Genomic DNA, 24,850 nt, shown 5'->3' on the forward strand with positions numbered 1-24,850 from the left:
CTAGAAGTGCCGCAGGCGCATCAGGAACTGGCAGCCGCCGGCACGGTTGTCGGCGTCGACCTTCACCGTGACGGGAGTTCCGGCGAAGGCCGAGCGGTGCTGGCCCGCGGGCAAGGCGTCCGGGCACTGGCCGGCGTCACCGTCGGGGAAGAACTGGACGTCGAGGACGATGTTGCCGGTCACGGTGAAGGTGAGGTCGCACCAGCCCGGCCGGCCGTCGGTGTCGACCCGCACGGCCTGCCCGAACACCGGGATCGGCAGGATCGGAACGGCGTTGTTGCCCTGCTGGCTCCCGCACTGACCGGCGTCACCGCCGGCGCTCGGCCGGAGCGAGTAGTTGATGGAGGCCCCCGCGAGGGCCCTGTCCGGGTCGTAGACGCCGAACGCGAGCTGGCAGCCGCCGGAACGGCCGTCGGTGTCGAAGCGGATGGCCTGCGTCCAGTCCGGCGAGGCGGCCCACTGCTCGCCGGTCCTCCCACCGCACTGGCCCGCGTCGCCGTCCGCGTTGAACTGGATGCCGAGTTGCGGAGCGACGCCGCGCGGGGCGGCTTCCGTCGCGTACGCCGCCGTGCTGGACAGACCGGCACCCATGAACGCGGCTGCGGCCAGCACGCCGGCCAGTGATCTCCGCCGTCCGGCCCTCCGTAAGCCCCTCATACGAGCGTCTCCTCGCAGTTCGTGGGCGCGACGGACGAGCCCGCCGCGCCGCTGTCCTGTACCGACGGGCCGGCAGTCCCGGCCGGTCCAGACCGCAGTATTGATCGCGGACGTCCTGGCCGTATCGCCATGAACACGCCAATCTTTGGCCCCTGAACGAGACGGGTTCGACGGTCGCGGATCGAAGCGGCGGCGGCGCCTCTGCGCGTCACACGGCGGGTTTCGAGGTCGAACGAGGGGCCGAGGGGCGCGCACCCGGCAGGGCTCACACGGCGCCGGGGGTCGCGGGCCGGTCGATCAGGAGATGTTGTCGGCCAATGTGACGCCCTCCCGCAACGACACGGCAAGCACTCTCATCCCGTGGACGGCGGCCGCGCCCCGGCCGCTCTCCGGGACGCGCCGCGTACGGGCGGACGGTTCCGCTGTTTCGCGTCGCAACGACCCCGCTCCGCACTCTTCGAGGAACGACGCGGGCCGCCCCCCTCCCGATGCACGACCGCAACGCGTCGAACCGGCTGTGCACGGGCGCGATCCCGCGGCGGGAGCGACACAAGCGGAACGGCGAGCACCGCATCTCGTGGCTCAACAGGCGTCTAATTCCGGCCCCTTGAGCACCCTCCCAAGGGCATCCGGGCCCTTGTTCGGGCTCCGCGAGCATGATTAGGCTCCTGCTCGCTTTCGCACTTCCTGCACATATTCCACGCATCACGACCGATGTCGGCGAATCTCCCCTTGCATTGGCATGCGCATGTCGCATGCGGTGCGCGGGTGGGCTGCGCGGCGCAGCAAGGGGGGTGAAGGACCATCGACGCGTTCCACACACGCCGTCCGGCCGACGGCGAGTCGCCGGTGCCGGTCGCCGAGCCCTCCGCGCTCGAAGCCGTGCCGCACGCGGAGCCCTCCGCGGACAAGGCCGGGCCGGACGTGGTGCCCGAGGCCGCGCCCCGTTCTGTTCGCGGTGCCGCCGGGCGTACGCGCGGGCGGCGCGACCTCGCCGTGTTCTGGTGCGTCAACGCCGTCGACGGGCTGGGCAGTCAGGCGTCGGGGCTGGTGTTCCCTCTGCTGCTCCTGGATCTCGGGCACGGGCCCGCAGTGGTCGGCGTGTTCGCGAGCGCCGCCGCCCTCGCCGGAGTGGCGCTCGGCCCGCTGGTCGCCCTGCCGGTGGACCGGGGACACCGGCGCCGCATCATGACCGGAGCGGCCGTGCTCGCGGCGGTGGCGATGGCCGGGCTGGCCCTGGCGTGTCTGCGGCACCCGCCGTTGTGGGTCCTGCTGGTCCTGGCGTTCACGGAGCGTCTGTGCGCGACGGCGTACGAGACGGCCTCGCGCGGCGCCCTGGCCCTGCTGGCGCCACCGGACGACATGCCGCGCGCCATGGCGAACCTCCAGGCGGGCGACCAGGCCGCGCTGGTGGCCGGACCGGCGTTGGGCGGTGTCCTGTTCGGAGTCGGTCGCTCCCTTCCGTTCGTGGTGGACGCGGTCTCGTACGCGGCGGCGGCGGTCGGAGTGCTCGCCATCCGTACGCCTCTGAACGCGCCGGACGCCGAGACGGCGCCGATGGCGAGGGACGACGGCGGGACGGCCGTGGCGGGCGCGCCCGCCGACGGCACCGGGTCGCGGCGGTCGGCGTACTCCGGGACCCTGCGGGCCGGGCTGACGGTGGTGATGCGCTCGCCCGTGTTGCGGCTGGTGCTGTGGTGGACGTCCGTCGCGAGCGGCGGACTGACCCTGCTGTTCTACACGGCGGTGCTGGTGCTGGGCCCGGCCGCGGGCGGTGCCGCGACGGGCGGGGTGCTGGCGGTGTCCGGCGCGGCCGGTCTCGTCGGCTCGCTGCTGGCGGCTCGTGTGGTGCGGCGGCTCGGGGCCCGGCGCTCGCTCACGTCGGCCACCTGGCTGCTGCTGCCCCCGTGTGTCGCGCTGAGCGTGGCCGGCGGGCCGTGGCTGTGGGGGGTGTGCTTCGGCGTCATCTGCCTGGTGCTGCCCGTGGTCACCGTGGTGCTGGGCACGGCGGCCGTCCTCGCCATACCGCACGGGTTGCAGTCGCGGACCGGGGCCGTGTTCGGGGCGGCCACCGCGGTGACGGCCGCCGGAGCGCCCGCCGTCGCTGCCGTCCTGGTGAGCTGGGGCGGCTCGCGACTCCCCGCCGCGGCCTGCGCCGTGGTCCTGGCGCTGCTCGCGGTCCGTACCCAGCGGATGGCGCCGGCGGTGCTGCGTTCCCTCAAGTCCTCGGGTGCGGGCGGGGCTTGCGCCCCGGCGGGCCCGCCTTCGGAGCGTGGCGTATGACCAGCCCCTACCAGGTGTTCGTGACCGCGCTGCCCGACGTGTGCCCCACCGCCCCGCACCGCATGGTGTTCACCGCCGACGCCGACGGGCGCTGCGAGGTGTTCACCTGGGACGGCGCCGCCGGGCGGGCCCGGCAGGTCACCGACAGCCCGGGCGGCACGTTCCACCGGGCGATCGACGCCGACGGCCAGGTGTGGTGGTTCGAGGAGGACCCGGCGGGGCGGGGCCGCTGGTGGTTCCAGCACTTCGACGGCGGTCCCCGGCTGCCGGGGCTGCCCGGCGCACCGCTCGGACAGCCGCGCGGGCTGGCCGTGACCGCGGACGGGGTGACAGCGGCGGCCTTCCGGCAGGGGCGGGAGACCGCGGTGCTCGTCGGCCGCCGGGGCCGTGTTCCCCGGGAAGTGGTGCGCACAGGCCGGGCCTGCCGGCTGGGTGGGATCAGCGCGGACGGCGCCCTGATCGCGCTGGCGTCGTCGGCCGACGACACCGACGCGGTCACGGTCCTCACGCGCGCCGGGCGGCTCGTCGCCGAGCTGCCCGGCGCGGGCCGTCCGGGCGGCCGGCTGTGGTGCCAGGGCTTCTCCCCCCGCCCCGGGCACACCGAACTCCTGCTCGTGCGCGACCTCGGCGACCGCTACGCCCCCGCCACCTGGGCGCCGGACAGCGGACTGCGCACCCACTCGTGGTGCACCTTCGACACGGAGATCACCGCCCGCTGGTGTCCCGAGTCGCGGACGGTGCTGGTGCGGCAGGACCGGCACGGCCGCTCGCTGCTGCACCGCGTCGATCTGGACGCCCGGCGGCGGACCGTCGTACCGACGCCCGTGGGCAGCCTGCTGGACGCGGCGCCCCGGCCCGGTGGGGCCGTCGACTGTCTGTGGACCGACACCGCGCACCCACCGGTCCTGCGCAGGACACCCGGGACGGCGCACCCGTCGTCGCCCGCCGACGCCGCGCCGCTCCTGCTGCCGCCCTCGGGCCCGTCGACCGTGGTGCCCGGTCGCCACACCGACCGGTGGACTGCCGTCGGTCCAGGCCGCGTGCACAGTCTGCTGAGTCTTCCGCGGGCGGAGGGCGAGACACCGCCCCCGGCCGTGTTCCTCGTCCACGGTGGTCCCGCCGACCACGACCGGGACGCCTACGACGCGACCGTGCACTCGCTGGTTGCCTCGGGGTACGCGGTGGTCCGCGTCAACTACCGCGGCTCCACCGGCTACGGGCCCCACTGGCGGCGGGACTTCACCGCCGGGGTCGGCCACACCCAGGTGGAGGACCTGACCGCCGTCCGCGCCGACCTCGTCTCCGCCGGCCTGATCGCCGGGGACGCGTGCGCGCTGTGGGGGGTGTCGTGGGGCGCGTACCTCGTGCTGCTCGCCCTCGGTACGCGTCCCGGGCTGTGGCGGGCGGGCGTCGCCGTCAAACCGGTCGCCGACTGGGTCGCGGCGCACCGGGCCACCACACCGGCGTTGCGCGCTCTGGACGTCAAGCTGTTCGGGGGCGGCCCGGACGAGGTTCCCGAACGGTACGCGGCCAGCTCCCCGATCACGTACGCGGCGAAGGTCTCGGCGCCCCTGCTCGTGGTCGGCGCCACCCACGACGACAAGTGTCCGCCGGGCCAGATCCGCGCCTACCTCGACGCCCTGGCCGCCGCGGGCGTCCCCCATGACGCCCTGTGGCTCGACACCGGGCACGACGGCTACGACGGCGCCGCGCACGTCGCCGTCCTGCGGCGTGCCCTGCTTTTCCTGCGCGACCGGCTTCCCGACCCGGCGCACCGCGCCATCGGACGTCCCCCCGCACCGACGGGGGGACTCCGGTCCCGCTGAGCCACCAGCGGGACCGGACGCACAGCACCGCTTCACAACACCGAGGAGGAACCGTGCAGAAGGACATCATCCACAACGACCCGCTCGCGGGCGACGAGGAGAACCGCAAGCCGGGCATCGGCATCACCATCACCATCCCGTTCCGCAACGCGGACGAGGGCGGCGACGAGGAGTGATCCTCGCCCGGCCGGCCCCGAGAACAAGGGGCCGGCCGGGTCTGCCCCACCGGCCCTTCTCCTGCCCCCGTCGTCCCCCGAGGAGCCGACTGTGCGTGTCCTCCTGCTCAACATGCCCTGGTCCCCCATCGACCTGCCGTCCCTGGCCCTGGGCATCCTCAAGCGCAGTGTCGACGAGCGCGTTCCGGGCGCGACGTGCGAGGTGCTGCACGCCAACCTGGAGTTCACCGACTGGATCACCGAGCGCACGGAGTTCTCCGCCGAGGACTACGAGTACTTCGCGCTGTCCTCGTACTTCCTCGGCTGCGGCGACTGGGTGTTCTCCAGCGCCCTGTACGACGACCCGGCGTGGAAGACGGCCGAGTTCACCGAGGTGATGACCGGCAAGCTGCGCGCTTCCCGGATGCGTATGAGCAAGCAACTGCACGAGACCGTGCCGGAGTTCGTGGAGGAGATCGCCCGCCGGGTGGTCGACCTCGCGCCCGACGTCGTGGGCCTCACCTCCACCTTCCAGCAGAACACGGCGGCCCTGGCCGCGGCCCGGCACATCAAACGCCTGGCCCCCGGCATCGTCACGGTCATGGGTGGCGCCAACTGCGACGCCGAACAGGGCGCCGCCGTGCACCGCAACTTCCCCTTCGTCGACTTCGTGGTGCGCGGCGAGGGCGAGGAGGCGTTCCCCCGGCTGCTCCAGGCCCTTCAGCAGGCGCCGGACGCCCCCTCCGGGGCGGTCGCGGACATCCCGGGGCTGTGCCACCGCGCCGACGGAGCCTCCGTCGCCAACCCGATGCCGACCGGGCCCATGCCTCCCTCGGCGATCCTTCCCCCCGACTACAGCGGCTACTTCGAACGCCTCGCCGCGTCCGTCGCCCGCAACTGGGTGGAGCCGAAGCTGGTGGTGGAGGGGGCCCGGGGCTGCTGGTGGGGCGAGAAGCACCACTGCACGTTCTGCGGTCTGAACGGCTCGTTCATGCAGTTCCGCAGCAAGAGCCCGGACACCTTCTACCAGGAGATCATGGATCTGGCGGAGCGCCACCGGGTCCTCGACATGTACGTCGTCGACAACATCCTGGACATGCGGTACCTGTCCACCGTGCTGCCCCGGATCATCGACAGCGGCTACGACCTGCGCATGCACATCGAGATCAAGGCCAACATGCGCCGCCCGCAGCTCCAGGTCCTCGCCGACGCCGGGCTCATCTACGTCCAGCCCGGCATCGAGAGTCTCAACAGCCGGGTCCTCGACCTCATGGACAAGGGCGTCAGCGGCTGCCAGAACGTACGGATGCTCCGGGACGCGGCCGAGACGGGACTGTCCGTCTCCTGGAACTACCTGCACGGCTTCCCGGGCGAGACCGCGGAGGACTACGAGCCGGTGATCCGGCAGCTGCCCGCGCTCGAACACCTCAACCCGCCGGTCGACCTGTCCGCCCGGATCGCGATCGAACGGTTCAGCCCCTACTTCAACCGGCCCGAACTCGGCTTCACCGGTCTGCGCCCGGAGGAGCACTACCTGTTCACCTACGACCTGCCCGAAGAGGAACTGCACGATCTGGCCTATGTCTTCCAGGCGCCCGAGCGCGGCATCGGCTCGGCCACCGTGAACCGGCTCAACGACGCCATCGGCGCGTGGAAGAAGCACCACACCGACGCCCGGCTCACCCACACCGATCTGGGCGACGAGATCGTCCTCGTCAGCCGGCGGCACTCCTTCGACTGGCGGACCCTGCGGCTGACCGACCCGTTCGCCGTCGCCACCTTCCGCCTCCTGGACCAGCCGCACTCCCCCAAGGCCCTGCACCGCAAGCTCGCCGCCGACCCGGCGTTCGGCGACCGCACCGAGCGGGACGTGCGGGACCTGCTGGCGGAGTGGACCGCGAGGGGCGTGGCCTTCACCGACGCGGGCCAGTACGTCCATGTCGCGCCCGCCTCGGTCAACCAGGACCTGCTGCGCCTCGACTACATGCGCCACGTGCACACCAGGGCGGCCGCCGAACCCGACGAGGAGCTCACCACCACGGCTTCCGCCGCCCCGGCCCCGGCACCCGCGCTGCCCTGACCACCGCGCCCCACCCGTCCCTCCCCTCATCGGCCACGCACACCGACAAGGACCGAGCATGCCCGCAAGCGCACCGACACCGACATCGCCACCGGCCCCGACCGTGCACGCATGGCGGGACCACGACACCCAGGCCCGTTCGCTGCCGGGCATGTCCCTGGGGCGAGTCGCTCTCGCGGCCACTGCCGACGACGCCGCGCACCTGTGGTCCCTCGGCGCGCGGCTCGTCGAACTCGACGCCCCCGTGGACCTGTCCGCGCCCGGACCGGACGCCGCACGCGCCGCGATCGACCGGCTGAGCCTCGTCCGCGACCTGACGGCCCGTGCCGTCCAGGTCGACTGGGATCTGGTGCTCCCCCAGGACCAGGCGGACCACCTGTGGAAGGTCCTCTCCCACCTACAGCCGCCCCGCACGCTCACCGGGCCCACCGACAGCGACAGCGCGCTGCACGCCTGGCGGACCCGCCACTACCTCTGCAAGCTGGTGTGGCGTCAGGGACCGGGCTTTCTGCAGATCCGCGACCGGCGCTGGGGGGACCTGCGGCGGTTCACCGCCGACGAGCCGCGCTACGCGGAGGCCGTGAGCGGGCTCGACCGGGGTCTGCGCCACGCGGACGTCCCCGCGGACATCCTGGACGAGTTCGCCTCCGAGCACCTCGTGCTGCGGGTCGACGACTTCGTGTGGTGGCTTCCGTACCGGGTCTCGCGCTGGCTCCAGGAGGCGATGGCCGTATGAGGGCGGTGATGGGGTCGGTGGAGGCGCGTCGTCGCCGTGGCACCAGGGCGGCGGCGTTGTGGGTGACCGTGGTCGTCACGGCGGCCGTGCTGGCGCCGAGCGCGTCCGCGGCCGGCGGTCCGTCGTCGCCGAGCACGCACTTCGGCGTGGCCGCGGGCGCACTGAGCGATCCGACGCCCGAGGAGCAGGAACGCCTCCGGGAGGTGGCCGGGGCGATCTGGACGCCGGAACTGGCGGCCGGCTGGAACATGAACACCGACGTGGCGGACATCCTGTCCACGGCCACCGGAGAGATCCTGCGATGCTCCGAGGCGTTCGCCCTGGTGCCCCGCCCGCCGGGGTTCGTGCCCGGGATCGGATACCTCCTCGGCTACTGGCAGAACATCCGCGACTACTTCCGGGCGGTCAGGACCAGCCGCACGTACCGTGCCTGCGTCGTCACCGCCGCCGCCAACTACCGCACGCCCATCGAGCTGGCCTCCATGGGCATCTGACCCGCGGTCTCGCGCCACGTCTCCCGGTCATCCGGCGGCCCCGGACTCCTCACGCCCGTCCGGGGGCGCCTCCGACGGTGTTCCGTAGTGAGCGGCGATCGCGGCGGCACGGTCGCGGAGCGAGTCGCGCAACCACTGCGGTCGGTTCGTCGGCCTGATCGCCATGGGGGTTCCGCCGACAGCACCCGCCTCTGATCACCGGTGATCTGGCGCTGACGGCCTGCACGCCGGCCGACGGTGAGATCACCGTGGAGATCGCCCGTCGTCAGCCCGACGGGTCGTGGCTGTGGGTGGCCGACCAGCCCGCGATCACCTCCTGACCGTGTCCCGGCGAAGGGTGCCGCGCGGGGAACGCGGTCGCTCCGGGCCGTTCCCTTCGCCGGGCGGTCGGCGGTGGCTTGCGGGTGGAGCGGCGGGGGATCAGGACCGGCTGGACGATCCGGTTGCGGTTCACCCCGCCGCGGGCGTTGATGAGGGAGATCAGCAGGTCGACCGCTTCGACGCCCACCCGGTCCGGGCACAGGCTGAGCGCGGTGATCGACGGGTTCGTCGTGGCGTAGTCCGGGTCCTCGCTGACACAGGCCACCAGCAGGTCCCGGGGCACCCGCAGGCCACGGTGCCGGGCGGCGGCGAGGATGTTGTGGCCGGAGTCGGAGTAGACGCCGACGACCGCGTCGGGGCGGGGATCACGGTCGAGGAGTCGGCCGACCGCCTCCCGTTCGGACGTGAAGTAGTCGGGCAGCACGGCGTACTCCTCGACGAGGGCGGGCATGTCGTGCTCGGCGCACCAGGAGGTGTAGGCCCGTCCGATCAGTTGGGAGTACGCGTCGTCGTGCAGCGGCTGGGAGAGGGCGATGCGCCGGGCGCCGGACTCGGCGAGATGGCCGAGCAGGAGGCTCATGGCCGCGTCGTGGTCGGTGTCCACCCAGGCGTCGTTCCAGTGCGGAAGGAGCGGCCGGCCGTCGGTGACCATCGGGACGCCGCGCTCCCGCAGCAGGGAACGCACCGGGTCGTCGGCGCGGGGGTCGACGTGGATGACGCCGTCCATCGGCATGTTGAGCCACATCCACGGCGACAGGGAGTTCGGCATCACCATGAGCATGTAGCCGCGCTCGTGGGCCGCCGCCATCGCGCTCAGCGTCAACTGCGCGTAGTAGGGGATCTCGGTGTACGAGACGGGCAGGTCTCCGTAGGCCGTGGTGGTCAGGCCGAGCACTCCCGTGCTGCCGCGGGCCACGGCGCGGGCCGTGCTGGCCTGGGCGTGGCCGAGTTCGCGTGCCGCGGTGAGCACTCGCTGCCTGGTCGCCTCCGACAGCCGTCCGGTGCCGTTCAGGGCGTTGGACACCGTGGCCGTGGACACCCCGGCCCGTTCGGCCACGGCACCGAGTGTGGGCCGCTGCCAGACCCGCGGGATCGTCATCTCTTACCTCAACAGCCCTGCACGGCTTGTGGTTAAGACATTAATCACTCAGCGTACCGGCGACGGCGGCAGGGTCGGCCGCCGGGTGAGCCGGGGGCGCGTACCGGCCACGTAAAGCTTTCAATTACGTCAAGTACCGGATTGTGCCGGGATCACGGCTGTATCAGGTTAGGACGCTCGGGGCTCCGCGTTTCGCCGGGTGCCGGGTACGAGTACCTCACATGAGCAAAAGGGGAAGCGGTGGAGGCGACGATTTCGCGGGTGCGGCAGGGCACCATACCTCCGGTCATAGCGGCGCGCTGGGCGCTGTGGACGTTCGTCATCGTCAACGTGGTGATCGTCGAGATCTTGTTCCTCACCGCCGGGACCGGCAAGAACGGGACGCTCACGGTCGCCAAGTTCTTCGGTCTGCACGCCGCCGTGCTGATGCTGTTCCAGCTGCTGCTGGTGGCCCGGCTGCCGTGGCTCGACCGGCGTATCGGCATGGACCGGCTGACGGTGTGGCACCGCTGGGTCGGCTTCACCCTGCTGTGGACCCTCCTCACGCACGCCGTGCTGGTGGTGCTGGGCTACGCGCGGCTCGACAGCGCGTCGATGACGAAGACGTTCTTCGCGCTGGCCGGGGTGCCGGCGTCGCTGCTCGGCATGCTCGCCGCGGCGATCGTCGTCGTGATCGCCGCGGTCTCCGCCCGGCAGGTGCGGCGGCGGCTGCGGTACGAGACGTGGCACGGCCTGCACCTGCTGCTGTACGTGGCGTTGGGGCTGGCGTTCGTGCACCAGTTGCAGGAGACGACGACGTTCAGCTCCTCCGCGTTCGCGACGGTCTACTGGTGGGCGCTGTGGCTGTTCGCGTTCGGCGCGCTGGTGACGGGGCGGATCGTGATGCCGGTGTGGCGCAACGCCTATCACCGGTTCGAGGTCGCGGCCGTGGTGCCGGAGTCGGACTCCGTGGTGTCGGTGCTCGTCACCGGACGCCACCTCGACAAACTGCCCGCGAGGGCCGGTCAGTTCTGCATCTGGCGGTTCCCCGGACACAACCACTGGTGGCTGGCCAACCCGTTCTCCCTGTCGGCGGCGCCCGACGGCCGTACCCTGCGGCTGACCGCCAAGGCCGTCGGCGGCGCCAGCGCCGGACTGCGGCACGTCCCGGTCGGGAGCCGCGCGTTCGTCGAGGGACCGTACGGGGCGTTCACGTCGCTGCACCGGACGCGGCCCGGCGCGCTGCTGATCGCGGGCGGGGTGGGGATCACTCCGGTGCGCGCCCTGCTGGAGGAGGAGGCGGCCGACGACGTCGTCGTCCTCTACCGGGTGCGCAGCGAGGAGGACGCCGTGCTGGGCGACGAGGTCCGGACACTGGTCGAGGGCCTCGGTGGGCGGCTGCACCTGCTCGCCGGCCGCACCGGGGAGGGCGCCCCGCCGTTCGCCCCGGAGAACCTGCGGGCGCTGGTTCCCGACGTGGCCGAACGCGATGTGTACGTGTGCGGTCCGCCGGCGATGACGACGGCCGTGCTCACCTCGCTGCGCGCGTTGAAGGTGCCCCCGCGGCAGGTGCACGCCGAACGGTTCGGGCTGGCCTGACGGGGTCGTTGAGGGGTGAACGGAGCGCCGTGGCCGCCGGGGAGGCGGGCCGCGGCGCTCCTCCGTGTGTCATGCGGCTAGTGCTGTGACCGGGCAGGTTTGCCGGGAAGCTCGCGGCGTCACGCCGCGAGGTGCCGCGCCGGGCGTCGCGAGCCGGTGAACCTTTCCGGTCACAGCACTAGAGTCCGGGCAGCACGCGTCGAAGGGGAGAGCCATGGCCAAGGTCAACGTCAGTCTGGATGCCGAACTGGTGGTGGAGGTGATGGTCCTGGCCGGGGTGGGATCGCCCCAGGACGCCGTGGAGCTGGTCGTGCGGGACTACATCGCCCGCGGTCATCGTACGGAGGCGCGGGTCGAGCGGACCGACCAGAACCTGCGCGAGGTCGAGGTGCGACCGCAGGACCCGCAGGGCTGATCACGTCCGGAGTCGCCGCCCCGGTCGGTTGGTGGTCGACGTAGGGGCGTGAGGAAGACGTGGGGCCCCGCACCTGGTGTGCGGGGCCCTCCGGGTGGGCGGGTCAGGGGCAGCTGAGGCGGATGTCGCCCGGGTCCGTGGTGCAGGTGTCCGTGTTGGGGCCGCCGTTGGCGGTGTCGTTGCCGGTGACGTTGTCGACGGTGTTGAGGTTGTCGGTGCCGTAGTTGCCGATCAGGTTGTCGTTGCCCGGGCCCCCGTTGAGGGTGTCGTTGCCGAGGCCGCCGTCGAGGCGGTCGTTGCCGTAGCCGCCGTGGACGGTGTCGTTGCCCGAGCTCGCGTTGACGGTGTCGTCGCCGCCGAGGGCGCAGATCACGTCGTTGCCCGAGGTGCCGGTGATGCTGTCGTTGCCGCTGGTGCCTACGCGGGTGCAGCCGCGGGCGTTGTTGACGGTGGTGGTCGCGGTCGCGGTGTTGTTGCCGGACGCGGGGTCGCTCTGGGTGGCGGTGACCGTGGCGTGGTCGGTGAGGGTGCCGGTGGCGCGGGGTTCGGCGGCGACCGTCACGGTGACGCCGGCGCCCGGGGCGAGGGTGCCGAGGGAACAGGTCGCGCCGCCCGCGGTGGTGGTGCAGGTGCCCTGGCCGGTGGTCGCCGAGACGACCGAGACGGCGACGCCGCCGAGCATGTCGGACAGGGACACGTTGGTGGCGGAGGTCGTGGTGCTGGTGTTGGTCACCCGCACGCTGTAGGTGGCCCGGTCACCGATGCTGACCGTGGCCGGGCCGGACTTGGTGACCGACAGGTCCACGCCGGTGGGTGGCGGGGCGCTGCCGCCCCCTTCGAAGCGGGCCAGGGCGAAGTCCCTGTCCGGGCCGCCCGAGCCGGCGGCGACGATCTTCCCGTCCGGCTGGAGGGCGAGGCCCTGGGCGGCGTCGGCGCCGCCGAAGTCCGCGGTCGCCACTCCCCCGGTGCCGAAGCCGCTGTCCTGGCTGCCGTCGGGGTTGTAGCGCAGGACGGCGAAGTCGCCGCCGGGCCCGTTGCCGCCGGCGACGACGATGCGGCCGTCGCCCGGCTGGAGCGCCAGACCGGAGGCTCCGCCGCCGCCGGAGGTGAGCACCCTGCCGTCGCCGTCGAAGCCCGTGTCCAGGGCGCCGCCCGGTTGGTAGCGGGCCAGGGCGAACCTGCCGCCGCTCCCGCCGGCGGCGACGATCTTCCCGTCGGGCTGGACCGCGAGCCCGTGGACGGACTCGTAGTCGCCGAAGTCGGTGCGTTCGATGCCGTCGCCGCTGAAGGTGGGGTCCAGGGTCCCGCTCGCGGTGTAGCGCAGGACGACGAAGTCGAAGCGGGTCACTCCCACCTGACCGCCGACGAGGATCTTGCCGTCGGGCTGGAGCGCCAGGGCGCTGGCGTCGCCGCCCTCGTCGAGGCTGGGTGCCGGGTCGGTGGTCACGGAGCCGTCGCCGCCGCCGAAGGCCGTGTCCGGGGAGCCGTCGGCGTTGTAGCGGGCCAGCGCGACCCGGCCGCCGCTGGTACCGGCGACGACGATGCGGCCGTCGGGTTGCACGGCCACGTCACGGGCCTCGTCCGGGCCGCCGAAGTCGGTGAAGACCCTGCCGTCGCCGTCGCCGAAGGACGCGTCGAGGGTGCCGTCGGGGTTGTAGCGGGCGACCGTGAACCAGCAGCAGTTCTCCCATCCCCGCCAGCTGCTGCCCACCACGACGATCCTGCCGTCGGGTTGCAGCGCGACGGCCTGTGCCTCGCTCCACTGGAGGTCCGGTTCCATGTTGTTGATCGGGGTGGTCACGAGGCCGTCGTCGCTGAAGGTGGGGTCCAGGGTGCCGTCGGCGTTGTGGCGGGTCAGCGCGAAGCGGCCCTCGGTCAGCGAGTAGTCGGCGGACGAGCCGACGGAGACGATCTTCCCGTCGGCCTGTACGGCCACGTCGTGGGCGCGGTCGTCGTCGGCGAAGCCGGTGAGTACCTTGCCGTCGCCGCTGAAGGCGGGATCCAGGTCGCCGGGCGCCGCGGCCGCGGTGCCGGGGAGGGCCAGGAGGAGCGCCAGGACGGTCGCGGTGACGGCCCCGGCTCTCACCGACGGGGACCGGCGCCGGCGTTCGCCGTGTCGCCGCCCCGTCGGACGCAGGTGAGGTGTCAGCATGTGCGAAAGCCTTCCGCCGGTCGCACACAGTGACGACCGCCAGGGGAGGGGTTGCGCTCACCGGGCGCAGGAATCCATCCCCGCGGGTGAGGACGGGGCGGAAGAGCCCGGCTGAACCGCGGACGCCACGGTCGGTGTCGCGTACCAGGCGGGGCCGGTGTCGTTCTCCGTGGCCGCGAGCCCACCTCTTGCGCCCGCCCCGTCCCCGCCACCCAGTCGGATCGCGCATGGATCGCACAGGGGTGGGGCTCAGCGGGAGGCGCGCTGGGCCTCGATCACCCGGTGGACGGCCGGGTTGTCGCCGGCGCGTCGGTGGGAGCGGGCCGCGACGTCAGGGAACTGGACGGCGAGGGCGCAGCGCAGCCGCAGTTCGAGAGGGGCGACGTTCAGTTCGGCCCGGTTGTCCTCCACGGCGCGCAGGACGCCCTCGGCGACGTCGTCCGGGGAGACGGTGCGTACGCCGCTGGGCACCTCGGCGCCGGTGGCGGCGAACATGCCCGCGTCGCGGACGAAGCCGGGCTGGACGAGGGAGACGCCGACGCCGGTGTCGTGGAGGTCGATGCGCAGGCTGTGCGCGAAGCCGCGCAGACCGAACTTGGAGGCGGTGTAGAGGGACGAGTAGGGGGTGGCGGCCTTGCCGGACATGGAGCCGACGAAGGCGAGGTGGCCGCGACGCCGCGCGACCATGCCGGGGGCGAGGAGCCGGGACAGCAGGACGGGGGCGGTGAGGTTGACGGCGAGGGCGCGCTCGATCTGGTCCGGTGTGTAGTCGAGGAGGTCTCCGCTCGCCGGGAGGGCGGCGTTGGCGACGAGGACGTCGATGTCCGGGCAGCGGTCGGCGAGCCGGGTGATGTCGTCGGGGTCCGAGAGGTCCGCGACGACGGCGCGGGCGCCGACCTCCGCCGCGAGGGTCTCCAGCGGACCGGGCTGACGTCCGGTCACCACCAGCGTGGCGTTCGACCGGGCGAGCCGGTGCGCGAGGGCGCGGCCGATGCCTCCCGTCGCGCCGGTGAGCAGAACTGTCGCTCCAGCGATGTGCATCGACGCCGCCTCCTGTCCGGGGGTTGCCCATCAGGGCACTGCTTGGCAATAAGTTGACTGCACTTATTGAGCATTGGCAAGTAGATTGCCAGACTGGTGGCAACGATTTTCCAAGACGGCGGCTCACAAGGTGGTTCTCATGGAACAGCGGGAGATGCGCAGGATCGGTCGCGACGTCTCGGTGGTGGGACTCGGCACCTGGCAACTGGGCGCCGACTGGGGCGAGGTGGCCGAGGACGAGGCCCTCGCCGTGCTCGACGCCGCCGTGGACTCGGGGGTGACGTTCCTCGACACGGCGGACGTCTACGGGGACGGGCGCAGCGAACGGCTCATCGGCTCCTTCCTCGGGCAGCTCGGGCCCGACCGCGCCGCCGGCCTCCTCGTGGCGACGAAGATGGGGCGGCGCGCCCGGCAGGACCCGGCCGAGTTCACCCTGGACAACTTCCGCGCCTGGACGGACCGTTCACGGGACAACCTGGGCGTGGAGACCCTCGACCTGGTCCAGCTGCACTGCCCGCCCACGCCCGTCTTCTTCTCGGGGGCGGTGTACGACGCTCTGGACACCCTCGTCGAGGAGGGACGCGTGGCGGCGTACGGGGTGAGCGTGGAGACGTGCGAGGAGGCGCTCGCCGCGATCGCCCGGCCGCATGTGGCCAGTGTGCAGATCATCCTCAACGCCTTCCGGCGCAGGCCGCTGGAGCGGGTGCTCCCGGCGGCCCGGGAGGCCGGTGTGGGGATCATCGCCCGTGTCCCGCTCGCCTCCGGGCTGCTGTCGGGCCGGTACCGCCGGGACACGGTGTTCGGCGCCGAAGACCACCGCACGTACAACCGCCGTGGGGAGTCGTTCGACGTGGGTGAGACGTTCTCCGGCGTCGACTACGAGCTGGGGGTCGAGGCGGCCGCCGAGTTCGCGGCGCTCGTGCCCGAGGGGGCGACACCGGCGCAGGCCGCGCTGCGCTGGGTGGTGCAGCAACCGGGGGTGACCTCGGTGATCCCCGGTGCGCGCACGCCGGAGCAGGCCCGCGCCAACTCCGAGGCGGCGCGGCTGCCCGCCCTGCCGGAGGTGACCCTGAAGGCGGTCGAGGAGCTCTACGACCGCCGGATCAGGGGCCTGGTGCACGACCGCTGGTGACAGCCGGGGCCTGGCGGGGAGGCCCAGGCTCATGCGCATGGCCCACGGGGAGCCCCCCGTGGGCCACTGTCGTGAGCGGTGGGACGTCAGACCGTGTCGAGGAGTGCGTCCGTGAAGTCGTTGCGGAACGTGCCGGACGGGTCGTACTTGCGGGCCAACTGGGCGAACACGCCGATCTGTTCGTAGAGCGCGGCGATCTCCCTCGGGGCGAGGGCGGTCAGCTTGCCCCAGTGCGGTCGGGCGCCGAGCGGCATCAGGGCGTCCTCGACGTCGGCGATGAGAGGCTGGACGCGGGCGAGGTCCTTGACCCAGGTGAAGTGGAAGGTGACGGAGTCCCTCCCGTGGGCGGGGCTCAGCCAGAGGTCGTCGGCGCGGACCGTGCGCACCTCCGCGATGTGCAGGGCGGGAGCGAGGCGCTGTCCGAGGGCCCGCAGAGCGGCGATCGCGGCGGGGGCCGCGGCGCGCGGCAGGTAGTACTCGGACTGGAGCTCCTCCCCGGCGCCCGGGGTCAGCTCGGGCCGGAAGTGCGGGAGCCGTTCGCACCACGGCCCCGGCACGTCGAGTTGCTCGGTGCTGAACTCCGGGGGCATACCGGGTACCGGGTTCATCGGCCGGTCGGCGGGGCGGCCGCCGCTCCAGCCGCTGTCGGGCCGGTCCAGCCTGCGCTTCAGCCAGACCTGGGCCTCCTCCCCACCCCAGTCGGTGAAGACGCTGACGCTGTGGGCCGCGCCGGACACCGCGTCGAAGTGGGCGGCCACCTCGTCGAGCGGGACGGCGACGCGGACGCGCTGTGCCATCGCGTAGCTCGGCTCGATGTCGAGGGTGAGCCGGGTGACGATGCCGAGGGCGCCGAGCGCCACCACGGCGCCCGGGAAGAGGTCCGGGTCCGCGTCCCGGCTCAGCTCGACCAGATCGCCTTCGGGGCCGACCAGTTGCAGCGCGCGGACCGACGCGGCGAGGCAGCGCTGGGTGTCGCCGGAGCCATGGGTGCCGGTGGCGACGCTGCCGGCGACGGAGATGTGCGGCAGCGACGCCAGGTTGGCGAGGGCGAGACCGGCACGCTCCAGGACGGAGATGACGTCCGCGTAGCGCAGGCCCGCGGAGACGGTGACGGTCGAGGCGTCCGGGTCGAGGTCGACGGTGGGCGGCAGGGCGTCCAGGCGGACCAGATCGCCTCTGGTGTCGGCGACGGCGCTGAAGGAGTGGCCGCTGCCGACGGCCCGTATGCGGGCGCTGTCCGCCACGGTGCGGCGCAGTTCGTCCACGCTGCGCGGGCGGTGCCAGCGCGCGGCGCCGAAGGTGAGGTTCCCGGCCCAGTTGGTGGCCGTGTCGAGCGTCATGAGTACTCCGATCAGCAGTCGTCGTGGCACCCGCGCCGCGCGGATCGGCGCTCGGCCGGCGCGCGGCCGGTGGGGCATCGCGCCGGGGCGGGCTCCGCCCCGGTCTGGTTTCGTCTCGGCTACGCGGCCGGGCCCTGGTCGATCTGGGAGGACACCTTGACGGCGACGCGGTCGGCCTCGCGCAGGACGGCGTCCCGGTAGCGGGGGCTCAGCCGCGCCACCGGGGGAAGGACGTGGCACTCGTCGGCGTCGCCGTCCGGGTGGGGCAGCGCGAAGCCGGCGAGCGGCAGCACGGTCAGCTCGGCGTGGGTGTCGAACAGGGCGGCGACGTCCGGTGCGGCGGTCCGCGTGGCGGGGTCGACCGCCGCGCCGACGACCACGAGGCTCCTGCCGTTCGCCGTGCCGCGCACGGTTCCCAGAACGTGGCGCGGGCCGAACCCCGCTGCCGCGGCCTTCAGTTCGCGTCGTACGTCGGGCAGGACGCGGGCGGTCTCCCGCCAGCCGAAGGAGAGGGCGAGTTCGAGCTCCAGGCGGGGCCACTTGGCCAGGTAGTAACGGTTGTTGCGCTGTGCGGTGCGGCCGTTGTCCTGGACGCTGCGCAGATGCGGCAGATGCAGCCCGTACACCTCCTCGCCGAGGACGATCGGGGTGCCGGTCAGGGCCACCCGCAGGGCCCACTCCTGGTCCTCGGGTCCCCAGCCCTGGAAGCCCTCGTCGTAGGTGAGGTCGTGGCGCCGGATGGTCGCGGTGGGGGCGGCGACGAGTCCGCCGCGAGCGTAGACCCAGGGGAAACGGTGGAAGGCGGTGGTGTTGTCGGCGTTCCAGCGGTCGTCCATCACGACGTGGTCCCGTGCCTCCAGCTCGGCGAGGACCTCCCGGTAGTGACCGAAGGGGGCGAGTTCGACGTGCTCGACGTCCGTCTCGACCACGTCGTCGTAACCGATCATCTGCCCGACGACGCACACGTCCTGGCCGTGCGCGTAGTGCCGTTCGTACAGGTTGTCGAGGAAGCGGGTGGGCAGCACCATGTCGGCGTCCAGGATGAGCGTGACCTGGCCGCGGGCCTGGCGCATCGCCAGGTTCCTCGCCTTGCAGAGGTTCCAGTCGTCCGCCGAGAGGGTCGAGACGATGGTGAGCCGGTCGGTGAACTCCTGGCATACGGAGACGAATTCGGGTGAGTACTCCATCGCGCCGATGAGGACCTCGAAGTCGCGGTGGTCCATCGTCTGTTCGGCCAGCGCCGACAGGACGAGGCGGATGTTGTCCAGCCGCTGCTTGTAAGGGATCACGACACTGAACTTCAAGTCATCCATACCAAGAGTGTGACCCAATGTTGCCTAACTTGGCAACACTGTGCCTGAATAGTCAGCAAGCTTTTCGGAGTCGCTCGACGAGGTGGAAGTCAATGGCAGAGACAGAGAACGGCACGGTCGAGGAGACCGAGGAGAACACGGGGAAGGCAGAGCCGGGCGGGGCGGTGCCCGACGCGCCCGGCGTGCGCCGGCTGCGGTGGGCGTCGATGGCGCCGTTCTTCCTGACGGGGTTCGTCTTCGCGAGCTACTTCGTGCAGATCCCCCTGTGGAAGACGGAATTCGGGCTGTCGGAGGGCGCCCTGGGACTGCTGCTGATCGTGCCCATCCTCACCGGGCTGGTGGCCATGCAGGCGACGGGCTCACTGGTCGCCCGGTTCGGCAGCGCGCCCGTCGTACGGGTGGCGGCCCTCGCGCTGCCGCTCTCGCTCGTCGCGTTCGTCCCGCCGTCCTCGGCGCACTCAGTCTTCGGGTTCGTCGTCGTGCTGGCCGTGTTCGGTGCGGCCGACGGTCTGATCGACGTCTCCATGAACGCGCACGCCATCGCCGTGGAGAAGGAGACCGGACGGCACATCATGAACAGCTGCCACGCGGCCTGGAGCATCGGCTCGGCCGTGGGCTCCCTGCTCGGCGGCGCCGCCATCAAGGCCGGCCTCACTCTCACCGCCCACTACGCCGCCGTCGGGGCGGCCATGGTCGCGCTGGCCCTCGTGGCGGGCAGGCATCTGCTCCCGGCCCGGACCGACCGCGTCGGAAAGACCGCCATGAACGAGGCCAAGGAGCGCGGCACCGGTACGGCGACCGGCGCCGGTGTGCTGTCGGGGTGGTCGACCCGGCTGCTGCTCCTCGGGCTGACCGGCACGGTCGTCCTGGTGTGCAGCGGGGTCGTCGGCAACTGGGGAGGCGTCTACCTCCACGAGAAGCTCGGCGCCACCCTCGCCACGGCCTCCCTCGCCTACATCGCGTACAGCGCCTGCGAGGCGGGCGGACGGCTCGTCGGCGACCGCCTGCACGCACGGTTGGGGGCACGAGCCCTGGTCAACCGGGGTGGCGCCATCGCCGTCGTCGGCCTCACGGTCGTCGTGCTCGCGCCCGGCCCCGTGACCGCCGTCGTGGGTTTCGCGCTGTTCGGTCTCGGGCTCTCCGTGCTCGTACCGGTCATCTTCAGCTCCGTCGGCCACGGGGGCGACGACCTGGACGCCGGGAGCGCGGCGCACGCCCTGGCGAAGGTCAACACCATGACGTACAGCGGCCTGTTGATCGGCCCGGTCCTCGTCGGCTGGTTCGCGGGCGCCTTCGGGCTGCGCACGACCCTCGCCGGGCTGCTCGTCCTGCTGGTCGTGACGCTGGCGGCGGGGCTGCGGAAAGTGTGATTCCCACGGCCCGCCAGGAACCCGACAGGAAGGGGCGGTACGGCTGTGAGCCGTACCGCCCCTTCGGTGCGGGCCACCGGCGGCGGGGTCGCCCCGCCGGTGGCCCGTGTCCCGTCACGCGACCGATGACGTGACCGCGGCCGGTGCCTGCCTGTCCGTGTCATCCGTGGATGCCGTCATCGCGTCCAGGCGGGTGAACCGGTAGCCCCGTTCGAGCAGGCCCTCGATCATGACGGGCAGTGCGTCGACCGTCTGGGAGCGGTCGCCGCCGCCGTCGTGCAGCAGGACGACCGAGCCGGGCCGCGCCTGGTCGAGCACGACCCGGGCGACGGTGTCGGTGCCGGGCATCGACCAGTCGTCGGGCACGACGTCCCACAGGGCGGTCGTCAGCCCGGACTCGGCGAGCCGGCCGAGGACCTCCGGCGTGCGCGCCCCGTACGGCGGGCGGAACAGGGTCGGCGCGGGCCCGCCGGACGCCTCGGCGATGGCCTCCTGGGTGCGTTCGATCTGCTCGGTGAGCTGGGACCGTGTCAGCTCGGGCAGGAACGGATGCGACCAGGTGTGGTTGCCGAACCCGTGTCCCTGCTCCCGCGTCCGGGTCAGGATGTCGGGATGGGCGCGGGCGTTCATGCCGACGCAGAAGAACGTCGCCGGCACTCCGTAGCGTTCGAGGACGTCCAGGACGCGTTCGGTGTTGCCCGGCTGCGGCCCGTCGTCGAAGGTGAGCGCGATCTCCTTGCGGTCGCGCCCACCGTGGCTCACCAGAAGACCGTCGGCGGTCAGCCGTGCCACCTCGGACGTCGTGCCCGCGATCCACGCCTCCAGCTCCGGCTCCCGGCCGGTCTGGGTACCGCGGGTGCGGACCAGACGGGCGAGGGCCGAGGGGGCGCCGGCGGCGGCCCGGGCGATCGCGGCGGCCGGGGCCGACCCGAACACCGGTCTCGACGGCAGCAGAGGGGGGTCGGCCCGGAACACCCTGAGCCCGGCGGCCATGAGCCGGCCGTCGAGTATCCCGTTGGTGCTCTCCACCACGATGACCAGCCGCTCCTGGCCGAGGCCTCGCAGGTGCCCGACCAGGTCGGCGATCCGGTCCGCGCCGAACCGTGCCCGGGGCGCGGCCGGCGCACCGGACCCGTCCACCACCTCGATCTCGTAACCGCCCGCGTCCCAGGCGATTCCCGCGTACAGCATGGGGTTCCTCCTCCGGTCGTGACGGCGGGGGTCACACGGACCTGACGTACTCCGTGAAGTGGCGCTCCGCGAACAGTTCGGGCCGGCCCCGGTCGAGGCCGAGGGCCCGGGCGCGCCGCAGCATGTGCCGCCAGTACGGCTTCACCGGCGGCCACGCGGTGCCCACCTGGCAGTACGAGGCGTCGACGAAGTAGCGGTCCTTGCCACGCTGGCCGCCGGGCAGGGCGCGGCGGGCGTGGAACAGCGCGGAGTGCACGACGACGGTCGAGCCGGGCGGCAGGTGGTCGATGACGACCTCGCCCGGCAGTGCGGCGGTGCCCAGGCGGGCGCGGGCGTCCTTCTCGGCGACGTCGAGGTGCGAACCCGGCAGCACGACCAGGGAGGAGGTGTCGCTGTCGAGGCCGTCCAGGTAGTGCAGTGTGTGGATCATGGTGTGGCGGCGGTCGGTCTGCGGCCGCTGCTCGTAGTCGTGGTGCCAGTCCTTGCCCGGCAGGTCGGGCTTCTGCCGGTCGCTGTGCAGGTGGTGGAAGACGAAGTCCGGGCCCATCAGCTGGGTGAGCACGTCCATCAGCGGCGCATGGGTGAGGAGTTCGCCGTGGGCCGCGAGTTCCAGCTCCAGGACGGGCGGCAGGCCGTGGGTGACGGGGTCGACGCAGGAGGCGATCGACTTCTCCCGCAGCCCCGAGTCGACCCAGTGGTCGGCCTCGTTCCGCAGCCGGGAGGCCAGGCCGTCGGGCAGGAAGCCCGGAAGGATCACATAGCCGAGTCGCGCGAACGACTCGATCTGCTCGTCGCTCAGCGACGACGTCCGTTCGAGGGGGAGGGTGAGGTGCGGAGTCATGAAGGCGCTCTCCGTTTCGCGGTGTTGATGGATGGCGATGTGTGAGGGCTGGTTCGGGCCCCGGCCGTGGGAAGGGCTGCCATGCGATCCGGGAGAGGCCCGGTCGCCACCCGCGGACCGGGGCACGCCGAGTCCGCCGGTGAGGGTCGGTGGACGGGGGCGGGGCGCTCCGGGGGGGGGAGCCGGGCGTCGCGTGCGGCCGAGGCGCGGTGACGGGGTCGCCGCGCCGACCCCGTTCGGGGACCAGGGCCCGGGGCGGAATCCGCCGGGGGCACGAGCACATGGGGTGCGGGCTATGTCGTCGGTGGGATCAAGTGAGGCGCGATCCCGTGGGACGCAGTCGGCACGGCCCGCCGCTCCCCGGCGGAGTTCCGCCTCCAAGGGGGCCGGCGAAGAGGGGGACTTGGGCGAGGGACGTACTCGGCGGGTGCGTGGCACGCGGAGATGTCGGCATCCGCGGCGCGTACGTCGGTGTTCAGGGAAAGCGGTGCGGCGCGGTACGGCACGACGACGGCGTGACGGCCGCTCAGGTGCCTGACCCAGGGGTGCGCCGGACGCGCCGGCGTGATGGGCATGGCCGGAACGTGTCCGCTTGACGCTGTCCTGCCGGTCTTCGGGCTCCAGAGGGAACCGCGGCCGACGGGACAGGAACGAGTCGGGAGGCACAAGTTTGCCTGACATATGACATCAGGCGTCCCCGGCCGGGACGGGAAGAGGAGTCCACGTCGCGCGGGCGACGCGGAGTGGGGCCCGGACGTACGGCCCGCTCGGCGCCCATGTCGGCATCGTTGTCATGCCGACGTCCCGGCTCCGAGGTGCTGCGGGCTCCCTGAGTGCTCACCCTGCGTGGGCGGCGACGGTGTGGGCGCGATCCGGCCGTGGTTACGGCCAGTCAATGTCCTCGTTGCCAGCAGAGGCAGCAGAGAAAGCGCTCTCCTTCTTGGGCCAGTCAATACCGCCGTCACTACCGGCGGCATGAGTGACAGCGCTCGCCTGCTTGGGCCAGTCGATGTCCCCTTGCGAGACGGAGGGCAGCGCCCCCAGAGTGATCACGGAGAGGGCGGCGACGGACACGGTGCGGAAACGCTTGTGCATAACTGCTCCTCTAGCGAAAACACAGGTGGGTACGGACTTCCAGGTTCCGCGGAACCCGAAGCGATCCCCAACCTAACCGGCCCGCCCAACGCTTGGCAACAAGTTGCCTGAGATTGACAAGAACGTGCCAACGATCGAAGGGCACCTTCCGGATCCCTTGGCAAGGAGGTGGGCAAGTTGCTTGCTGAGTCGGTTCGATTGGCACTAGACTCCCAGGTAGATCAGTACTTTGGCTGCTCGCCGAGAGTCGCGGGGGAGGTGGAGCCGCATACCTGTCACCGCACGCTAAGTGATAGTGAGACTTATATGCTGGAACAGCCGACTTTCGGCCGACGCCTCAAAGAGTTGCGAGTGGAGCGCGGTCTGTCGCAGGCCGCCCTCGCGGGCGGGGAGATCTCCACCGGTTACCTGTCACGTCTGGAGTCAGGCGCGCGACAGCCCACGGAGCGGGTGGTGACCTACCTCGCCCAGGTTCTGGGTGTGGATCGCTCCGCCTTCGACACCCCGCCGAGCGGAGGTTCCCTCGCGCAGGCCCTGTCCATCGCCACGTCCACGGACGGCGACGAGGGCATCGAGAACCTCATCGCCGTGCTCGGCCAGGTCCGTGAGGAGGCCCCGTTCCTGCGCTGGCAGGCGCTGTGGCTGATCTCCCGCTACTGGCAGCGCCGCGGCCGACGCGACGAGGAGCAGGCCTGTCTGGAGAAGCTCGCCCGGGTCGCCGACGAACTCGCCCTGCCCGAGCTTCAGTGCAGGGCCGGCTCCCAGCTCGCCCGTTCGCTGCGCTCGACCGGTGAGGTGACACGCGCGCTCGGCATCGCCGTCAACGCCTACCAGCTCGCCAAGGGCGCCGGACTGTCCGTCACCGACACCGGTGGCGCACTGCTCACGCTGGTCTCCGTGGAAGCGGAGGCCGGACGGCTGCCCGACGCCCGGGCCCACGTCGACGAACTGGTCCAGCTCGTCGAGGGACGGTCCGATCCGCTGGCCGCCGAGGCACTGTGGTCGGCCGCCACCGTACGCTTCCGCCAGGGCGACCACGAGGTCGCGCGGAACTACCTCGAACGTGCCATGAAGGAACTGGACAGCAGCGTCGATCTGACGCTGTGGGCGCGCCTGCGGCTGGCCGCCGCCTCCCTGCACCTGCAGAGCGCACCCCCGCAGACCGAACGCGGCCGCGCCTGCCTCGACGAGGCGGCCAGCGCCCTCGCCCTGGTCGGCACACCGGTGCTGCGCCAGGAACTCCTCACCCTGCAGACGCATCTCGCCTTCGAGGAGGGACGGTACGCGGACGCCCGCGCCCTGCACGACCAGCTGCACAGCGACGAACTGCGCCTCACCTATCGGGACCAGGTCCGGCTCCACATCCTCGACGCCCGGCTGATGCTTCTGGAGGGCCGCGAGGCGGAGGGCATCCAGCGGCTGAAGGAGCTGGGCGAGCAGGCCCGCCAGCAGTCCAACATCGACCTGGCCGCCGAGATCTGGCGCATCCTCGCCGAATCCCTGGAGGACGCCGGCAGGGCGCGCAACAACGCGGGTTCCTGACCCGCGACTTCGCGAGCCACCGGCGTATCTCCCCCCTCCTCGGTCTGCCCCACCCCGGTCTCCCCGGCGCCGCCCATCTCGGCGCGGGGAGGCCGGGGTTCTCATGTCGGGGTCGGCATGGTCGTGGGTGTACACGCCTTCACGGCCCGCCGGATGGTCCGGCGGGCCGTGGCGGTCGAGGGGTGAGCG

20 protein-coding genes are annotated in these 24,850 nt (G+C 72.3%); 11 read left to right on the plus strand and 9 right to left on the minus strand.

Annotated elements, in window-relative coordinates:
- Positions 1-657 (minus strand): hypothetical protein, encoded by a 657-nt coding sequence (locus tag SMA5143A_RS32915; protein ID WP_107466501.1) that lies wholly within the window; start codon positions 655-657, stop codon positions 1-3.
- A gap of 849 nt (positions 658-1,506) precedes the next feature.
- Here SMA5143A_RS32915 and SMA5143A_RS32920 point away from each other — a divergent pair.
- The 6 genes from SMA5143A_RS32920 (at position 1,507) to SMA5143A_RS32940 (ending at position 8,231) form a co-directional block, all read left to right on the plus strand.
- Positions 1,507-2,940 (plus strand): MFS transporter, encoded by a 1,434-nt coding sequence (locus SMA5143A_RS32920; protein WP_107466502.1) that lies wholly within the window; start codon positions 1,507-1,509, stop codon positions 2,938-2,940.
- A complete protein-coding gene (locus tag SMA5143A_RS32925; RefSeq protein ID WP_107466503.1) occupies positions 2,937-4,766 on the plus strand; it encodes a S9 family peptidase in 1,830 nt (609 codons plus the stop codon). Before SMA5143A_RS32920 ends, SMA5143A_RS32925 begins: the two co-directional genes overlap by 4 nt.
- A 53-nt stretch (positions 4,767-4,819) precedes the next feature.
- Positions 4,820-4,942, plus strand: a complete 123-nt coding sequence (locus SMA5143A_RS44230; protein WP_257234620.1) for a hypothetical protein — start codon at positions 4,820-4,822, stop codon at positions 4,940-4,942.
- A gap of 91 nt (positions 4,943-5,033) precedes the next feature.
- Positions 5,034-7,001: a RiPP maturation radical SAM C-methyltransferase gene (locus tag SMA5143A_RS32930; protein WP_107466504.1), complete on the plus strand. Its 1,968-nt coding sequence runs from the start codon at positions 5,034-5,036 to the stop codon at positions 6,999-7,001.
- Between the two features lie 58 nt (positions 7,002-7,059).
- Positions 7,060-7,737 (plus strand): DUF5825 family protein, encoded by a 678-nt coding sequence (locus SMA5143A_RS32935; protein WP_107466505.1) that lies wholly within the window; start codon positions 7,060-7,062, stop codon positions 7,735-7,737.
- Positions 7,734-8,231, plus strand: a complete 498-nt coding sequence (locus SMA5143A_RS32940) for a hypothetical protein (protein ID WP_258193871.1) — start codon at positions 7,734-7,736, stop codon at positions 8,229-8,231. Before SMA5143A_RS32935 ends, SMA5143A_RS32940 begins: the two co-directional genes overlap by 4 nt.
- Positions 8,232-8,496: 265 nt before the next feature.
- Here SMA5143A_RS32940 and SMA5143A_RS32945 read toward each other — a convergent pair whose 3' ends face one another.
- Complete coding sequence (locus tag SMA5143A_RS32945; RefSeq protein ID WP_107466506.1) at positions 8,497-9,651, minus strand: LacI family DNA-binding transcriptional regulator; 1,155 nt, start codon at positions 9,649-9,651, stop codon at positions 8,497-8,499.
- Positions 9,652-9,891: 240 nt separating this feature from the next.
- Here SMA5143A_RS32945 and SMA5143A_RS32950 point away from each other — a divergent pair, with 240 nt between their 5' ends.
- Both SMA5143A_RS32950 and SMA5143A_RS32955 read left to right on the plus strand, forming a co-directional pair.
- A complete protein-coding gene (locus SMA5143A_RS32950) occupies positions 9,892-11,229 on the plus strand; it encodes a ferredoxin reductase family protein (protein WP_181362115.1) in 1,338 nt (445 codons plus the stop codon).
- A gap of 214 nt (positions 11,230-11,443) precedes the next feature.
- Positions 11,444-11,644, plus strand: coding sequence for a type II toxin-antitoxin system VapB family antitoxin (locus SMA5143A_RS32955; RefSeq protein ID WP_055516534.1), 201 nt, complete (start codon positions 11,444-11,446; stop codon positions 11,642-11,644).
- A gap of 103 nt (positions 11,645-11,747) precedes the next feature.
- On the opposite strand, the gene SMA5143A_RS32960 is transcribed toward SMA5143A_RS32955, so the two are convergent.
- A complete protein-coding gene (locus tag SMA5143A_RS32960; protein ID WP_107466508.1) occupies positions 11,748-13,796 on the minus strand; it encodes a DUF11 domain-containing protein in 2,049 nt (682 codons plus the stop codon).
- 249 nt (positions 13,797-14,045) lie between these two features.
- Positions 14,046-14,837: an SDR family NAD(P)-dependent oxidoreductase gene (locus SMA5143A_RS32965; protein WP_107466509.1), complete on the minus strand. Its 792-nt coding sequence runs from the start codon at positions 14,835-14,837 to the stop codon at positions 14,046-14,048.
- A 139-nt stretch (positions 14,838-14,976) separates the two neighbouring features.
- On the opposite strand from SMA5143A_RS32965, the gene SMA5143A_RS32970 reads away from it, so the two are divergent.
- Positions 14,977-15,969 carry an aldo/keto reductase gene (locus tag SMA5143A_RS32970; RefSeq protein ID WP_107466510.1) on the plus strand — a complete coding sequence of 331 codons (993 nt, stop codon included), beginning with the start codon at positions 14,977-14,979 and terminating at the stop codon, positions 15,967-15,969.
- An 86-nt stretch (positions 15,970-16,055) separates the two neighbouring features.
- On the opposite strand, the gene SMA5143A_RS32975 is transcribed toward SMA5143A_RS32970, so the two are convergent.
- Together SMA5143A_RS32975 and SMA5143A_RS32980 are read right to left on the minus strand one after the other, a co-directional pair.
- Positions 16,056-17,309 carry a D-arabinono-1,4-lactone oxidase gene (locus SMA5143A_RS32975; protein ID WP_107466511.1) on the minus strand — a complete coding sequence of 418 codons (1,254 nt, stop codon included), beginning with the start codon at positions 17,307-17,309 and terminating at the stop codon, positions 16,056-16,058.
- A gap of 119 nt (positions 17,310-17,428) precedes the next feature.
- The gene (locus SMA5143A_RS32980) at positions 17,429-18,622 is read right to left on the minus strand and encodes a glycosyltransferase (RefSeq protein WP_107466512.1); all 1,194 of its coding nucleotides are present in this window, start codon (positions 18,620-18,622) and stop codon (positions 17,429-17,431) included.
- Positions 18,623-18,714: 92 nt separating this feature from the next.
- Between SMA5143A_RS32980 and SMA5143A_RS32985 the strand changes: the two genes are divergently transcribed.
- Entirely contained in the window at positions 18,715-19,992 is a 1,278-nt protein-coding gene (locus SMA5143A_RS32985; RefSeq protein WP_181362116.1) for an MFS transporter, read from the plus strand.
- A 114-nt stretch (positions 19,993-20,106) separates the two neighbouring features.
- On the opposite strand, the gene SMA5143A_RS32990 is transcribed toward SMA5143A_RS32985, so the two are convergent.
- The 3 genes from SMA5143A_RS32990 to SMA5143A_RS33000 form a co-directional block, all read right to left on the minus strand.
- Positions 20,107-21,183 (minus strand): polysaccharide deacetylase family protein, encoded by a 1,077-nt coding sequence (locus tag SMA5143A_RS32990; protein ID WP_107466514.1) that lies wholly within the window; start codon positions 21,181-21,183, stop codon positions 20,107-20,109.
- Between the two features lie 31 nt (positions 21,184-21,214).
- The gene (locus tag SMA5143A_RS32995; RefSeq protein ID WP_107466515.1) at positions 21,215-22,024 is read right to left on the minus strand and encodes a phytanoyl-CoA dioxygenase family protein; all 810 of its coding nucleotides are present in this window, start codon (positions 22,022-22,024) and stop codon (positions 21,215-21,217) included.
- Between the two features lie 882 nt (positions 22,025-22,906).
- Positions 22,907-23,119 (minus strand): hypothetical protein, encoded by a 213-nt coding sequence (locus tag SMA5143A_RS33000; protein WP_107466516.1) that lies wholly within the window; start codon positions 23,117-23,119, stop codon positions 22,907-22,909.
- 306 nt (positions 23,120-23,425) lie between these two features.
- Here SMA5143A_RS33000 and SMA5143A_RS33005 point away from each other — a divergent pair, with 306 nt between their 5' ends.
- The gene (locus SMA5143A_RS33005) at positions 23,426-24,661 is read left to right on the plus strand and encodes a helix-turn-helix domain-containing protein (protein WP_107466517.1); all 1,236 of its coding nucleotides are present in this window, start codon (positions 23,426-23,428) and stop codon (positions 24,659-24,661) included.
- The last annotated feature ends 189 nt before the right edge of the window (positions 24,662-24,850 follow it).

The sequence above is a fragment of the Streptomyces sp. MA5143a genome, assembly GCF_900290235.1.
Classification (GTDB): domain Bacteria; phylum Actinomycetota; class Actinomycetes; order Streptomycetales; family Streptomycetaceae; genus Streptomyces.